Annotated in this window: 13 protein-coding genes and 1 tRNA gene; 9 read left to right on the top strand and 5 right to left on the bottom strand. The window is 31.9% G+C overall.

Features of this window, described 5'->3' with window-relative positions:
• Nucleotides 1-61: 61 nt before the first annotated feature.
• Nucleotides 62-136: transfer RNA gene (locus B2217_RS09065), tRNA-Val, on the bottom strand.
• A 126-nt stretch (nucleotides 137-262) separates the two neighbouring features.
• Complete coding sequence (locus B2217_RS09060) at nucleotides 263-1,156, bottom strand: lysylphosphatidylglycerol synthase transmembrane domain-containing protein (protein ID WP_291122384.1); 894 nt, start codon at nucleotides 1,154-1,156, stop codon at nucleotides 263-265.
• A gap of 121 nt (nucleotides 1,157-1,277) precedes the next feature.
• Here B2217_RS09060 and B2217_RS09055 point away from each other — a divergent pair, with 121 nt between their 5' ends.
• The 3 genes from B2217_RS09055 to B2217_RS09045 are packed head-to-tail and all read left to right on the top strand — an operon-like array spanning nucleotide 1,278 to nucleotide 3,469.
• Nucleotides 1,278-2,078, top strand: coding sequence for an SDR family NAD(P)-dependent oxidoreductase (locus B2217_RS09055; protein ID WP_115001526.1), 801 nt, complete (start codon nucleotides 1,278-1,280; stop codon nucleotides 2,076-2,078).
• 3 nt (nucleotides 2,079-2,081) lie between these two features.
• Nucleotides 2,082-2,534, top strand: a complete 453-nt coding sequence (locus tag B2217_RS09050; protein ID WP_280051000.1) for a GNAT family N-acetyltransferase — start codon at nucleotides 2,082-2,084, stop codon at nucleotides 2,532-2,534.
• A complete protein-coding gene (locus tag B2217_RS09045) occupies nucleotides 2,531-3,469 on the top strand; it encodes a hypothetical protein (protein WP_291074793.1) in 939 nt (312 codons plus the stop codon). Before B2217_RS09050 ends, B2217_RS09045 begins: the two co-directional genes overlap by 4 nt.
• 60 nt (nucleotides 3,470-3,529) lie before the next feature.
• Here B2217_RS09045 and B2217_RS09040 read toward each other — a convergent pair whose 3' ends face one another.
• Genes B2217_RS09040 through B2217_RS09030 form a run of 3 tightly spaced genes read right to left on the bottom strand, consistent with a single transcriptional unit; the run spans nucleotide 3,530 to nucleotide 7,040 of the window.
• Nucleotides 3,530-4,417 carry a DMT family transporter gene (locus B2217_RS09040; protein WP_115001523.1) on the bottom strand — a complete coding sequence of 296 codons (888 nt, stop codon included), beginning with the start codon at nucleotides 4,415-4,417 and terminating at the stop codon, nucleotides 3,530-3,532.
• A 50-nt stretch (nucleotides 4,418-4,467) separates the two neighbouring features.
• Nucleotides 4,468-5,022, bottom strand: coding sequence for a DNA-3-methyladenine glycosylase I (locus B2217_RS09035; RefSeq protein ID WP_115001522.1), 555 nt, complete (start codon nucleotides 5,020-5,022; stop codon nucleotides 4,468-4,470).
• A 14-nt stretch (nucleotides 5,023-5,036) separates the two neighbouring features.
• A complete protein-coding gene (locus tag B2217_RS09030; protein ID WP_291122369.1) occupies nucleotides 5,037-7,040 on the bottom strand; it encodes a thioredoxin domain-containing protein in 2,004 nt (667 codons plus the stop codon).
• A gap of 76 nt (nucleotides 7,041-7,116) precedes the next feature.
• Between B2217_RS09030 and putP the strand changes: the two genes are divergently transcribed.
• From putP to B2217_RS09000, 6 genes are all read left to right on the top strand, one after another.
• Nucleotides 7,117-8,616, top strand: a complete 1,500-nt coding sequence (gene putP / locus B2217_RS09025) for a sodium/proline symporter PutP (protein WP_291122367.1) — start codon at nucleotides 7,117-7,119, stop codon at nucleotides 8,614-8,616.
• Nucleotides 8,617-8,829: 213 nt separating this feature from the next.
• The gene (mutL, locus tag B2217_RS09020) at nucleotides 8,830-10,614 is read left to right on the top strand and encodes a DNA mismatch repair endonuclease MutL (protein WP_180905017.1); all 1,785 of its coding nucleotides are present in this window, start codon (nucleotides 8,830-8,832) and stop codon (nucleotides 10,612-10,614) included.
• Between the two features lie 82 nt (nucleotides 10,615-10,696).
• Nucleotides 10,697-11,362, top strand: coding sequence for a rhomboid family intramembrane serine protease (locus B2217_RS09015; RefSeq protein ID WP_291047094.1), 666 nt, complete (start codon nucleotides 10,697-10,699; stop codon nucleotides 11,360-11,362).
• Between the two features lie 3 nt (nucleotides 11,363-11,365).
• Complete coding sequence (locus B2217_RS09010) at nucleotides 11,366-12,253, top strand: rhomboid family intramembrane serine protease (protein ID WP_221854224.1); 888 nt, start codon at nucleotides 11,366-11,368, stop codon at nucleotides 12,251-12,253.
• 1 nt (nucleotide 12,254) lies between these two features.
• The gene (locus tag B2217_RS09005) at nucleotides 12,255-13,295 is read left to right on the top strand and encodes an endonuclease/exonuclease/phosphatase family protein (protein WP_260509536.1); all 1,041 of its coding nucleotides are present in this window, start codon (nucleotides 12,255-12,257) and stop codon (nucleotides 13,293-13,295) included.
• 33 nt (nucleotides 13,296-13,328) lie between these two features.
• Nucleotides 13,329-14,070: helicase HerA-like domain-containing protein (locus B2217_RS09000; RefSeq protein WP_291122364.1), on the top strand; the 742-nt coding region annotated here is incomplete at its 3' end.

The raw sequence follows: 14,070 nt of genomic DNA, 5'->3' as shown, positions 1-14,070 counted from the left end.
ACCAACTGAGCTAAGAGACCTATTTAGAATTTTATTTAAAAGACTTTCTAATGTCTTTATGTGGTCCCTACTGGATTCGAACCAGTGACCCCCTGCTTGTAAGGCAGGTGCTCTGAACCAACTGAGCTAAGAGACCTTCGTAATTGGATTGCAAATATAGGGCTGTTTTTGAATAATCCAAATAGTTAAAATGAAAAAAATTAAATAAAATTTAATGTTAGGACTTAACTCTTTTCATTTCAAAGAAATAATTTTTCAGATTTTAAAAAGAAATATTCGTCTTTTTCTTTTTCTCTTCAATTTTAACCCCTTTAAACAGGTAAATGATTCCGATAAATGAGATAGAAATGGTGATGATAGAGAAAATAAATGCCGCACTTGTTGCTAAAGTTTCATCAAAATTGAATCGATGAGCAGCGTACATAAATACAGCTTCTCTAATCCCAAATCCACTAAAAGAGATAATCGATAAAATTCCTGAAACTAAAAAAATCAATAAATAAATACTGAAATTCTCTGGATGAATATTCAATCCTTCTAATACAAAATACAACATACCAACTTGTATCAATTGCAATACAATCGAATAAATCATCGAGTTATAAAATGTGCGTTTATGAATAGGGAAAATCATTCCTAAAATAAATGGAACAGCTACAAAACCAACCAATGAAAAGATTAAAGAACCATATTGTATCCAAGGGTAATCTGTCAAATTTGAGAAAAATATTAGAAAAATGATGATTAACAACATTGCGCAAAGTCCAATAATTTTGTCAAGAAAAACCGCCTGCGAAATTTCTTTTAGACTGATTTTATAGTTTTTATTCAACACATAAACTTTGTATGCATCGCCACCAATTCCACCTGGAACAAAGGTATTGTAAAACATTCCTAAAAAATACAAACGTGCATTTGATTTATATGATAAATCAAGATTGATGTCCCGAAAATAATAGTCTAAACGAAAAACAGACAATGCTTGCGAAAGTACATAAAGGATAACAGCAATAAAAATATACGCCCAATTCGCATTTTTGTAATGACTGAAAATATCAAAAATATGTAGTTTAACAAAGAAGATATAATAGATTAACGCAATACTAATCGTTAATTTAACTCCTGTTATAATATATTTTTTAGTTTTTGGATTCAATTGAAATCTTTTGATAATTAACGCACAAATTTAGAGAATCTTCTAGTAACCATTCAAAAAATTATTTACCTACCAATATTTGTCTTATATTATGTAGTTTTGTGTTTAAATTAATCGAATCATGCAATCAAAAATTATTGTAATTACAGGCTCTTCTTCGGGTGTAGGATTGACTTTGGCAAATTATTTTCACGATAAAGGACATCAAGTTTATGGTTTATCAAGAACAGCTAAAGGTCTAGAAAAATTTAAACATATTGCGACAGATGTTTCGGATAAAGAAAATGTAAAACGTAGTTTTCAGCAGATTTTTTCGGAAACGAATAACCAAATTGATGTGTTGATTAACAATGCCGGAATTGGAATGTTAGGCGCTGTGGAAGATGCTTCGAAAGCTGATATCGAGAAATTATTGGAGGTTAACGTCTATGGTCCAATTTATACAATGCAAGAAGTTTTGCCTACAATGCGCGCGCAAAAAAACGGTTATATCCTGAATGTTTCGTCGATTGCGAGTAACAATGGTTTGCCTTTTAGAGGATATTATTCGGCTTCGAAGGCGATGATTGATCGTTTGATTGAATCGGCTCGTTTGGAAAATCGTCACACAGGAGTAGAAATTGCTACGTTGAATTTTGGAGATATCAAAACCAATATTGCAGAAGGTCGTGTGAAAACTTTTGTGTCAAAATTTTATCAAAAAAGATATGATGCAATGGTTGCTGATATCGATCACGAAGTGCAAGATGGTACGCCAACAGAAGATTTGATTCCGATTATTGAAAATATTTTGGCTCAGAAGAATTTGAAACCACATTATTATATTGGAAAATCGATGCAGAAATTTTCGGTAATCTTGAAAAATATTTTACCTCAAAAAATGTTCGAAAATATTATTGCAAAATATTCAAAATTAGATTAATAGATGGAAAAGGTTATTTGGCATTATAAATCTTTTGACGATTTAACATCGAAAGAGCTATATAAAATAGTGCAATTGCGTAACGAAGTTTTTGTGATTGAACAAAATTGTATTTACCAAGATTGCGATGATAAAGATTTGGTTTGTGGACATCTTTGGGCAACGATTGGCGATGAGGTTGCAGCGTATTCTCGAATTGTTCCGAAAGGAACTTCATACGAAAACGAAGCTTCAATTGGTCGTGTAATTTCGAATCAAAAGTTTCGTCGTTATGGATTAGGGAAACAATTGATGAAAAATTCGGTTCAAATAATTGAAAATCAATTTAAAACGTCTTCAATCCGAATTTCTGCTCAATCTTATTTGAAAGAATTTTATTCTTCGTTTGGCTTCGAGCAAGTTTCGGAAGAATATTTAGAAGACGATATTCCGCATATCGAAATGTTGAGAAAATGAAATTTCTAAAATACTTTTTCATAACGCTATTTTCAGCTTTCATTGCATTGGTTTTGGTTGATGTTTATTATTCGAATCAACTCAAAAAGATGGCTTTGTTTAGCGGAGAAGTGCAAGAATGGAATCAAATAAGAGAAGGAAAAACGAATGTTGAATTGGCTATTTTTGGTTCTTCGAGAGCGTTTATTCAAATTAATCCGAATATTTTAGAACAAGATTTAAAACTGACAACGCATAATTTTGGATTAAACGGAAGTAAATTTAAAATGCAATTGTATCGTTTCAATTTGTATTTGAATCATAATCCAAAACCGAAAATAGTTGTTTGGAATTTAGATACTTTTTCGTTTTCACACATTGATGAAGTTTTTCAACCAAATCAATATGCGCCATTTATGTTGTGGAATTTTAAATTGTATGAGGCGTTAAAAGAATATAAAGATACAAAGTTGGTTGATTTTATTGTGCCGCTTTATCGTTACAGAGATCAAACGTATTGGAAAGATCAAATTGCAAGGGCGAAGAAAGAAAAACTGCATAAAGACGGACTTTTTCGTGATGATGGTTTCAAATCATATAACCGAAAATGGAATGTTGATTGGGGGAAAATGAAAAAGAAAAACTCTGATTTTGACTTTTCAGATTATGCTTTGTTAGAAGAATTAATTGCAAAATGTGAACAAGAAAATATTCAGTTAATTTTTACAATTGCACCCGAATTTTATAAAGGTCAAGATTATATGTTGAATAGGGAAGAAGTGATTAATCGTTATCAAACAACATTACAAAAGCATCATCTTCTGTTATTAGATTATTCGACTGATTCGATTAGTTTTAATCAAAAATACTTTTACAACACAACGCACATGAATTATAAAGGTGCGGATGCTTTTACAAAAGAATTAGCAAAAGATTTGAAAAAATATATAAAATAAAAAATCTCGTAAACCAAATGGTTTACGAGATTTTTAGTTATTGTTGAAGTAATGTTTAATCTAAATTACTTCAACTTTTTTTTCTTTTTTCTGTGTTAAATAAACGCCTGATAAAATCATTCCGAATCCAAATAAATGGATCCACATTATTTTTTCTCCAACCAAAAATCCCCAAAAAACAGAAACTACGGGCATTAAATAAGTAACCATTGAGGCAAACATCGAACCTGTAGATTGTATCAATCGGTAGAATAGTATCATCGCTAAAGCAGTTCCTAAAAGTCCTAAAATAGCAACAAAACCTAAACTTTTTAATTGTTGTTCTGTTCCTTCGAATACATCAAAAAATCCTGAAATAATTAAAATGAAAATTGAAGGTAATAACCAAATTGTGAATAGAGCCGAGGATAATTGAAATGATGGAACGTCGTTTAGATAGCGTGTTAAGATTAAACTATTCATTCCATAAAGCGCGGTTGCTAATACAATTAATAAACAATGTAAAAGACTATTTTCGCCAGAAAAACCATCGCCACCAATTAATAAAACAGCTCCAATAAATCCGATTATAGCTCCCAAAACTTGATTTTTAGTTCCTTTGATATTGAAAAATAAGGCTCCAAATAGTAAAATAAATAATGGAACTAAAGAATCTAAAATTCCAGCCGTTGAACTAGAAACGTGTGTTTGCGCCATTGGAAATAAAAACATTGGAATGAAATTTCCGCAGAAACCAGCCAATGCAACGTATTTTAATTTGTTTTTCGGAATCTTAAATAGACTTGGAATTCCCCAAATTGCCAAAACTCCTCCTGCAATTGTTAGTCGTAATGCTCCAACTTGATATGGCGTGTATGCGACCAATCCTTGCTTGATGAGAATAAACGAGCTTCCCCAAGTTAGCGCTAAAACGCCTAGGATGATCCAATGTTTTAGTTCGATTTTCATTTTTCTAAGTTTGCGCAAAGATGCACATTTCAGATGATTTTATTGAGCTGTTATTTACAAAAACAATCTGTTGTATGGTCATTTACCATTCCAGTCGCCTGCATATGTGCATAAATAGTGGTTGAACCAAAGAATTTGAAGCCACGTTTTTTTAAATCTTTTGCAATTTGATCTGAAATTTCGGTTGTTGCAGGAACTTCTTTTATAGAATTCCAGTTATTTATAATCGGTTTGTAATCAATATATTTCCATATAAAATCGGAAAAGGAGCCAAATTCTTTTTGAATTTCTATAAACAATTTTGCATTATTAATTGCTGCCGAAATTTTTCCTCGATGACGAATAATACCTTCATTTTGGACTAATTCATCAATTTTAGCTTCATCAAATTTGGCTACTTTCTCTACATTAAAATCAGCAAAAGCTTTTCTAAAATTTTCTCTCTTTTTCAGAATTGTGAACCAACTTAATCCTGCTTGAAAAGATTCGAGAATCAAAAATTCGAATAAAATTTTATCATCTTTTACAGGTTTTCCCCATTCGTTATCGTGATAATCGATGTAATCTTGGTCTTTATTTACCCAAGCGCAACGTGTTTTTTCCATGGTTTTTTAAATTTCTAAATATTTTTATAAGCTTCTTTAACCGAATAAACGGGTAATTGACAAGTGTAATTTTCGCAAATATGAATGGAAGTTTTATTTTTGATGAATCGGTTTTGAGTGATTTCTAAATTCTCGGTTTTTGAAGCAACAAAAATTGCATTTGGGACATAACATTGTTGAATTTGTTTCGAGAATTTTAATGCATTTTCGCCAACGATTACAATTTCTTTGAACGAATAAGCGAAATTTAGATATAATTGAATCCAATTTGCAAAACCAGTTGGATAATCGTGAATTTTTTCTTCGATATTGGTTAACATTTGTTTTGCTTGTTCAATGTATTTTTCTTGATTGAGAATTTTTCCTAATTTAAATAAATTATTTGCCATTACCGAATTTGATGATGAAATAACATTGTCATAAATCTCAAATGTTTCATTAACCAAAGGTGTGTCATAATGCGATTTGTATGCAAACATTTTATTCTTGTGATTATAAAATTGATTAAAAGTTTCTTCCGTTAATGTTTGGGCAGTTTCTAAATAATGCATCTCCGAAGTGACTTCATAAAGCTTAATTAACGCTTCAATCATTAAGGCATAATCATCCAAAAATCCGGGAATTGTAGTTTGGTTGTCTTTATAATTTCTGAACAAAATTTCACCATTCCATTGATTTTCTAAAATAAAATTGGTTGCATTTTTTGCTAAATCAAGATATTCATCATTTTCAAAAGTGATAAATGCATCACACAAACTTTTTATGGTTAAAGCATTCCAAGAAGTTAAAACTTTTTCGTCGCGATGAGGTTTTATGCGCTGTTCACGAATTGGATTAAGAATTTTTTTCCATTGAGAAATTTTGGTTTGAAGTTCTGTTGTTTTAATGTTCTGCTTCGTAGCAAAATCTTCGTCATCTGTCAATCGCATTAAAATATTATTACCATGTTCCCATTCTCCAAATTCATTAACATTGTAATATTGCTGAAATAAGTCAAAATCATTTTTCAAAATTGTTTTCAATTCATCCGATTTCCAAACATAATATTTTCCTTCTTCACCTTCAGAATCAGCATCAATAGCAGCATAAAAAACACTTTCAGGCGAAAGCATTTCATCTTTCAACCAATTAATTGTTTCTTCTACAACTGTTTTATATTCTTCTTCTCCAAAAACTTTATATGCATTTGAATAAAGCGAAAGTAATTGCCCATTATCGTAAAGCATTTTTTCGAAATGAGGAACTTTCCAATATGGATCAACTGAATAGCGCGAAAAACCACCTTTTAGTTGGTCGTAAATTCCACCAAAAGCCATTCTATCCAATGTTATTTTTGTTTGAATCAAACAATTTTCATTTTTTGTTTGTGTACCATATCGCAAAATGGTTTCCCAGGCATTTGGTAACATAAACTTTGGTGCACGATTAAAACCTCCCCATTCATCATCAAATTGTTGTTGCCAAAATTCAAATGTTTCATCAATTTTAGAAGTCGAAAATGTTTTTTCAGATTTCAATTCGATTGTTTCCATTTTATTCAAACCATCCGCAATAGAGTTGACATATTCCATTGTTTTAGCTTGATTGTGATGATATAAATGGTTGATATTTTCTAATAATTCAATCCATTGAACTTTCGGGAAATAAGTTCCGCCATAAAAAGGGCGACCATCAGGTAAAGCAAAAACATTGAGTGGCCAACCGCCAGATTGATGAATTAATTGTGAGACATTCATATACAAAGCGTCTAAATCAGGACGTTCTTCACGATCAATTTTAATACAAACAAAATTCTCATTCATCACTTTTGCAACTTCATCGTCTTCAAAAGACTGATGTTCCATCACATGACACCAGTGACAAGCAGAATATCCAATTGAAATAAGCAAAGGTTTGTTGACTTTTTTTGCATGATTCAAAACTTCGTCACTCCAACTTTGCCACCAAACAGGATTGTTTTGGTGTTGTTTCAAATACGGACTTGTCGCTGATTTTAGATTATTTTGTTGAAAATTCATGATTCTTGTTTAGAAATTTAAAGTTCGTACAATTTTTGTGGATGAAAAATTATATTTTCGATAAAAATTAAAACACATGAACATTTACGAATACATTTCTATTGGCGCATATATGGCTCTGATGATTGGAATCGGGATTTATTCTTACCGAAAATCAACAAGTAATTCCGAAGATTTTTTGATTGGAGGAAGGAAAATGGGAGCGGCTGTAACGGCGCTTTCTGCTGGTGCTGCTGATATGAGTGGTTGGTTGTTAATGGGCGTTCCAGGAGCAATGTATTTTACAGGTTTGTCGAGTGCTTGGATTGCAATTGGATTGACAACAGGATGTTTTTTGAACTATATTTTTGTCGCACCGCGATTACGAATCTATACAGAAATCGCTCAAAATTCGATTACATTACCAGTATTTTTCGAAAATCGTTTCAAAGATAAATCTCGATTATTAAGAATAGTTTCATCAATATTAATCTTAGTATTTTTTACATTATACACTTCTGCTGGAATGGTTTCTGGAGGGAAATTATTTGAATCTGCTTTTGGATTAGATTATATGACTGGACTTTGGATGACAAGTTTTGTAGTTGTATTGTATACTTTCTTAGGAGGGTTTTTAGCAGTTAGTTTAACAGATTTCGTGCAAGGAACGATTATGGTTTTGGCTTTGGTTATTGTTCCGATTGTGGCTATTACAGAGATTGGTGGAGTAGGAGAAACATTTTCATTGATTAATGATAAAGGTGATAAGTATTTAGATTTATTCAAAGGAACTACAACGGTTAGTATTTTGTCGTTGATGGCTTGGGGCTTGGGATATTGTGGACAACCGCATATTTTGGTACGTTTTATGGCAATTGGAAGTCCTAAAGATTTAGCGAAAGCAAGAAATATTGGGATTACTTGGATGATTTTTACAGTTGGTGGAGCACTTTTAGTGGGTTTAGTGGGAATCGCATATATGATGAAATTTGATCAAACAACAATGTTGAAATTTGATGGCTCTAAAACAGAAGCTGAGACCATTTTCATTTACTTTTCACGTGTTTTGTTTCATCCATTGGTTGGAGGTTTCTTATTATCAGCAATTTTAGCAGCAGTAATGAGTACTATTTCTTCACAATTATTAGTGACATCAAGTTCGTTAACAGAAGATATTTACAAAGCATTTTTGAACAAAAAAGCAACATCAAAACAGTTATTAACAGCAAGTCGTTTATCGGTTTTGATTGTGGCAGTTATTGCAGTTTTATTATCCTTAACGCCAAAAGATTCTATTCTAAATCTAGTTGGAAACGCTTGGGCAGGATTTGGATCGGCATTTGGACCAGTTATTGTTTTTTCACTTTTTTGGAAAAAAACTTCTTGGCAAGGAGCTTTAGCGGGAATGTTAACAGGTGGAATTGTTGTCTTATCATGGGTTTATGCAAATCATGATTACAAAGATTGGTATGAAATGATTCCAGGATTTATTTCTTCGGTTATCGCAATTTATGTCGTTTCTTTATTGACTCAAAAACCGAATCAAGAGATTGATAAAGAATTTGATGAAATGAAAGCTGTTATGAAAGAGAATTAATTAATCCAATAATAATAAAAAATAGGTAGGCATTTGTCTACCTTTTTTATTGCTGAAAATTATGAATTTATTATTCAGAATTTTAATCTCAAGACTTCAACAATTGTTGATAAGTTTCACTTATAGAGAATAAGGTCAAAAGAGAGATTTGTTTGTATATTTGTAAAGTTTGATTAAAAAATTAGTCAAAATTAAATCAATTTATACGAAAAGATGAACGATATTATTCAATTACTGCCAGATCATGTAGCCAATCAAATTGCCGCAGGAGAAGTTGTACAACGACCAGCTTCTGTCATAAAAGAATTGATTGAAAATGCGGTGGATTCTGGTGCAACTTCTATTCAGGTGATTGTAAAAGATGCTGGAAGAAGCTTGATTCAAGTGATTGACAATGGTTCGGGAATGAGTGTGACAGATGTTCGAATGGCTTTTGAACGTCACGCGACTTCAAAAATCAGAAAGACAGAGGATATTTATAATATTCATACAAAAGGTTTTCGTGGAGAGGCTTTGGCATCGATTGCTGCAGTTGCGCAAGTAGAAACGAAAACGCGTCGAGAAGATGATGAGGTTGGTTCGCAATTGGTGATTGAAGGCGGAGAAGTTCGCAACCAAGATCCTGTTGTTTGTCCAGTCGGAACGTCTATTTCGGTCAAAAATCTTTTCTATAATGTGCCTGCTCGTCGTAATTTTTTAAAATCAAATCAGGTTGAATTTCGTCATATTCAAGATGAGTTTCAACGTGTTTCGATGGCGCACGAAAACATTAGTTTCTTTTTACATCACAATGATGCAGAGGTTTATCATCTGAAATCTGGGAATTTGAAGCAACGAATTGCTCAAATTTTTGGGAAGAAATTAAGTTCGCAAATTATATCCGTTGAAGAAGATACAGAAATTGTAAAAGTGAAAGGTTTTGTGGGGAAACCAGATGCTGCAAAAAAATCGCGTGGCGAACAATTTTTCTTTGTGAATAATCGCTTTATTCGTAGTGGATATTTGCATAATGCAATCGTAGATGCTTTTGAGAGTTTGTTGCCAACGGGGTATAGTCCTTCTTATTTTTTGTATTTAGAAATTGATCCGTCAAAAATTGATATTAACATTCATCCAACTAAAACAGAAATTAAATTTGAGGATGAAGCATTGATTTTTACTATTCTTAGAGCTGCTGTAAAACACGCTTTGGGACAATTTAATGTAATTCCTTCGTTGGATTTTGAACAAGATCCAAACTGGGCATTTATTCCATCTGCGACGGAAGATACAGAAATTAAAATGCCAGAAATTACGGTTGATTCTAGTTTTAACCCTTTCGAGCATCAACAAACAAGAGCGCCGAAACCGTCTGATATTCGTGCGAATATGGATTTTTATAAAGATGCTGTTGAGTTAGAAATCGAAAATAATCATGCGCATCAATTATTTGAATCTGAAGATTTTCATGATAGTTTTGAAGTAATTCAATGGATGAATCAATATTTGGTTGTTGAATATCGTGGCGAATTGTTAATCATCGATCAACATCGCGCGCATCAAAAAATATTATTCGAAAAATTTATACATTCAAATAATGGAAGTGCTTTGGTACAACAAATGCTTTTCCCGATTGAGTTGGAACTTTCGCCAAATGATCGTCAGAAATTAATCAATGTAGAGCATCAATTGTTGAGTTTTGGTTTTGATATTTCGTTGGATGAAGAAGCAATACAGATTAATGCGATTCCTGTTGATGTGCAACAAGAGGATGTAGTGTCTGTTTTTATGGATTTTATCGAGGAATTAGAATACCAAGAATCAATTGAATTAGAAAATACGTTTGCAAAAATTTTAGCAAAAAATGCGGCTGTTAAAAAAGGAGTTTCATTAAAATCTGAACAAATGCAAACTTTGGTTGAAGAATTGTTAAGACTACCAAATCCGAATTATACGCCATACGGACGCCCAATTTTTGTGCAGATGAATACGGCTGATATCAAAAAAACATTACAATAAACGAATGAGACAATCTATACCACCGATTACAAAGAATTTACTTATTATAAACGGTTTGTTCTTTCTAGCGACTTTTGTTTTTATGCAGACTAGGCAAATCGATTTGAGAGTGATTTTAGGTGCTTTTTATCCTGAGTCCCCCAACTTCAAATTTTGGCAAATTTTGACGCATATGTTTATGCATGCAGATTTTACACATATATTGTTTAATATGTTTGCGTTGTGGATGTTTGGCTCTGTTGTAGAGCAAACCTTTGGGCCAAAGAAATTCTTGACGCTTTATTTGTTAGCTGGTTTAGGCGGTTTTATATTGTTTAATGCAGTTAATTACTTTCAAATAGAGCAGCTAAAAGAAGCAGTTCAGGCGAAAGGAATAGGTTTTAGTCAAATTTATGAAGCTGCAAAATTGAATATGCAAGGTGGGTATCATACCAATTCAATTATTCAAACTAACCAAGCTGCATCAGAACTTTTGACAAATTATGTAACACCAATGGTTGGTGCTTCTGGAGCTATATATGGTTTATTGTTAGCATTCGCAGTATTATATCCAGATGAAAAATTAATGTTAATCTTTTTCCCTGTTCCGATTAAAGCAAAATATTTTATTCCAATTATGGTATTAATTGAGTTTTATATGGGATATCAAAACATCGGAAATGTGGCACATTTTGCGCATTTAGGAGGTGGATTGATTGGTTTCTTGTTAACAAGACATTGGAAAAAGAATTTATATAGATGGAATTAAGAAATGGCAAATAATATCTTAGACGATTTAAAATTAAAATATTCATCAGGAAATAGCGCAACAAAATTAATTTACGTTAACGTTGTGGTGTTTTTTACATTGTTAATTGTTGATTTTGTTCTTCGAACGGTAGTAAATTCTACGATTACAACAACTGGTTTGTTTGCTTTGTCATCTTTCGATGATTTGATTGTAAGACCTTGGCAAATCCTAACATATTCTTGGTTACATGGCAATCTTTTTCATTTGATAATGAATATGGTTTTGTTGTATTTCGTTGGGCAAATGTTTTTGCAACAATTTCAGAACCGAAATTTAGTTACATTCTATATTTTTGGAGGAATCGCTGGTGGAATTTTCTTTTTATTGTTTCAGAATTTATTCAATTATTCACATTTATTAGTTGGTGCTTCGGCAGCGGTTTATGCGGTGTTTTTTGCAATGATTTCTTATAATCCGAAAATGCCCGTTCGTTTGTTGTTGATTCCAACTTCATTTCCATTGTTGTATGTTGGTTATGTATTTATCGCATTCGATGTGTATAATATTATTGCTAATCAAAATGCAGGCGGAAGTATTTCGCATTTGGGAGGTGCTATTTTTGGTTATCTTTATATGAAACAATTTGAGAGAGGAAATGATTTTTTAGGTAACTTTATTTTCAAAATAGAGCAGTTATTTAAGAAAAAAGAGAAATCAACTTTCAAAACATATAAAAATATTTCTTCAACTTCTTCGCGATCAAATGTTCCGAAAGATGATTACGATTTTAATCATCAAAAAGTTGAAAAACAAAAGAAAATTGATGTAATTTTAGATAAGATTTCTCGTTCAGGTTACGAGAGTTTGTCCAAAGAAGAAAAAGACTTTCTGTTTAGAGAAGGTAGGTAAAATGAGTATAATCAGTAAGTTTAAACTAAATTATTTCAATCGTTTAGTACTAACAATTAATATCGTTTTTTTGTTAGTGGCTTATTGTGTCTATTTAAATAAAATTTTTACGCCTACAGAAATTCCATATTTTAACTTTATTTCGATTGGTTTTCCAATATTATTTGCATTTGGAGCAATGTTTTTACTGTATTGGTTACTGTTTAGCTGGCGACACTTTTTGTTAATTTTAGTTCTTTCAGCCGGATTATTTTACCCAATTTATCTTTCATATCCAATTGTACAATTCAATAAAGTTAAAGATAAAAAAGCTGATTTATCTGTATTGACATATAATGTACATGGTTTTAAAGAAGAAGGAACAAAAGAACTTTTAATTAAGAATAAGGCAGATATTATGCTGCTTCAAGAAGCGTATGAAGGTCAACAGAAAAGTCTAAAAAATAAAGAATTCAAAAATTACTATTCAGAATTTTATGGTTTATTGACAATTTATAGTAAATATCCTATTATTCAAACAAAAAAAATAACACCTGATGATAATGAAGAATTGAATGGACTTGCCGCTTATGCTGATATCGATTTGGGAAATGATACGATTCGTGTGATTAATGTTTATCTTGAGCCAATGTACATTGATAAAGCGATGGTGAAAGAAATTATTCAGTCTGATGATTCGCGAACTGCCGAAATTTCGAGTCGAAAAGTTGAGTTAAAATTGGTGCAAGGAATGCAAAAACATCAAAAACAGTTAGAAGCGATTATTCCATATATCACATCTTCGCGTCATCCAGTTATTTTGGGAACGGATCTTAATTCGACTCCAGTTTCTTACGAATATGAGAAGTTGAAAAAATATCTTCACGACTCTTATATAGAAGTTGGAAAAGGAAATGCGACAACTTTTCATGGATTTAAATTTCCAATTAGAATTGATTATTTATTTCATTCTAAATTATTTAAACCTATTGAGGCACATGTTATTCGAAAAAAATTCTCGGATCATTATCCAGTAGCTGTAAAATATAAAATTTCAGAATAAATTTTTTCTATATTTATTCAATAATCAATCAAAATGAACCAGAAAGAAAGCTTTATTCAAGAGATACAAAGTCGTTATTCTTATAAAAACGATAAAATAATTTTAGGCAAAGCCAAATTAGATGGCGAAATTGTAGAAGAAGCTGAAATTTCAGTTGCGCTAAAAACAATGAATCGTCACGGGTTGATTGGTGGTGCAACGGGAACTGGGAAGACAAAATCTTTGCAGATTATCGCTGAACAACTTTCTCTGAAAGGCGTTCCAACATTATTGATGGATATCAAAGGAGATTTATCAGGAATTGGGGCTGCAGCAAATTCGGAAGATAAAAATGCGCAAGAAAGAATGGAAGCCCTTAATTTGCCTTTTGATCCGCAAGCTTCTCCTGTCGAATTTTTGTCTATTTCTGATGAACCAGGAGCAAGACTTCGTGCGACAGTAAGTGATTTTGGACCAATTTTATTCAGTAAAATTTTAGAACTGAATGAAACACAAGAAAGTATTATTTCAATCATATTCAAATATTGTCAAGATCGTAATTTACCTTTGATTGATTTGGAGGATATTCGACGAGTTTTGCAATATGTGACAGATTCTGACGAAGGAAAATCGGAGTTGAATTCAAATTATGGAACAATTGCGCCAGCTTCTTTGGGAGCTATTTTGCGTAAAATTGTTGCATTAGAACAACAAGGAGCAACAAAGTTTTTTGGAGAACCAAGTTTTGATGTTCAAGATTTATTGAAAACGAAAGACGGAAAAGGAATTGTAAATC

This window comes from Empedobacter sp. UBA7620, assembly GCF_002484185.1.
Classification (GTDB): Bacteria; Bacteroidota; Bacteroidia; order Flavobacteriales; family Weeksellaceae; genus Empedobacter; species Empedobacter falsenii_C.
The sequence above is the reverse complement of the archived record's forward strand: the minus strand, read 5'-3'. Positions and strand labels throughout refer to the sequence as shown.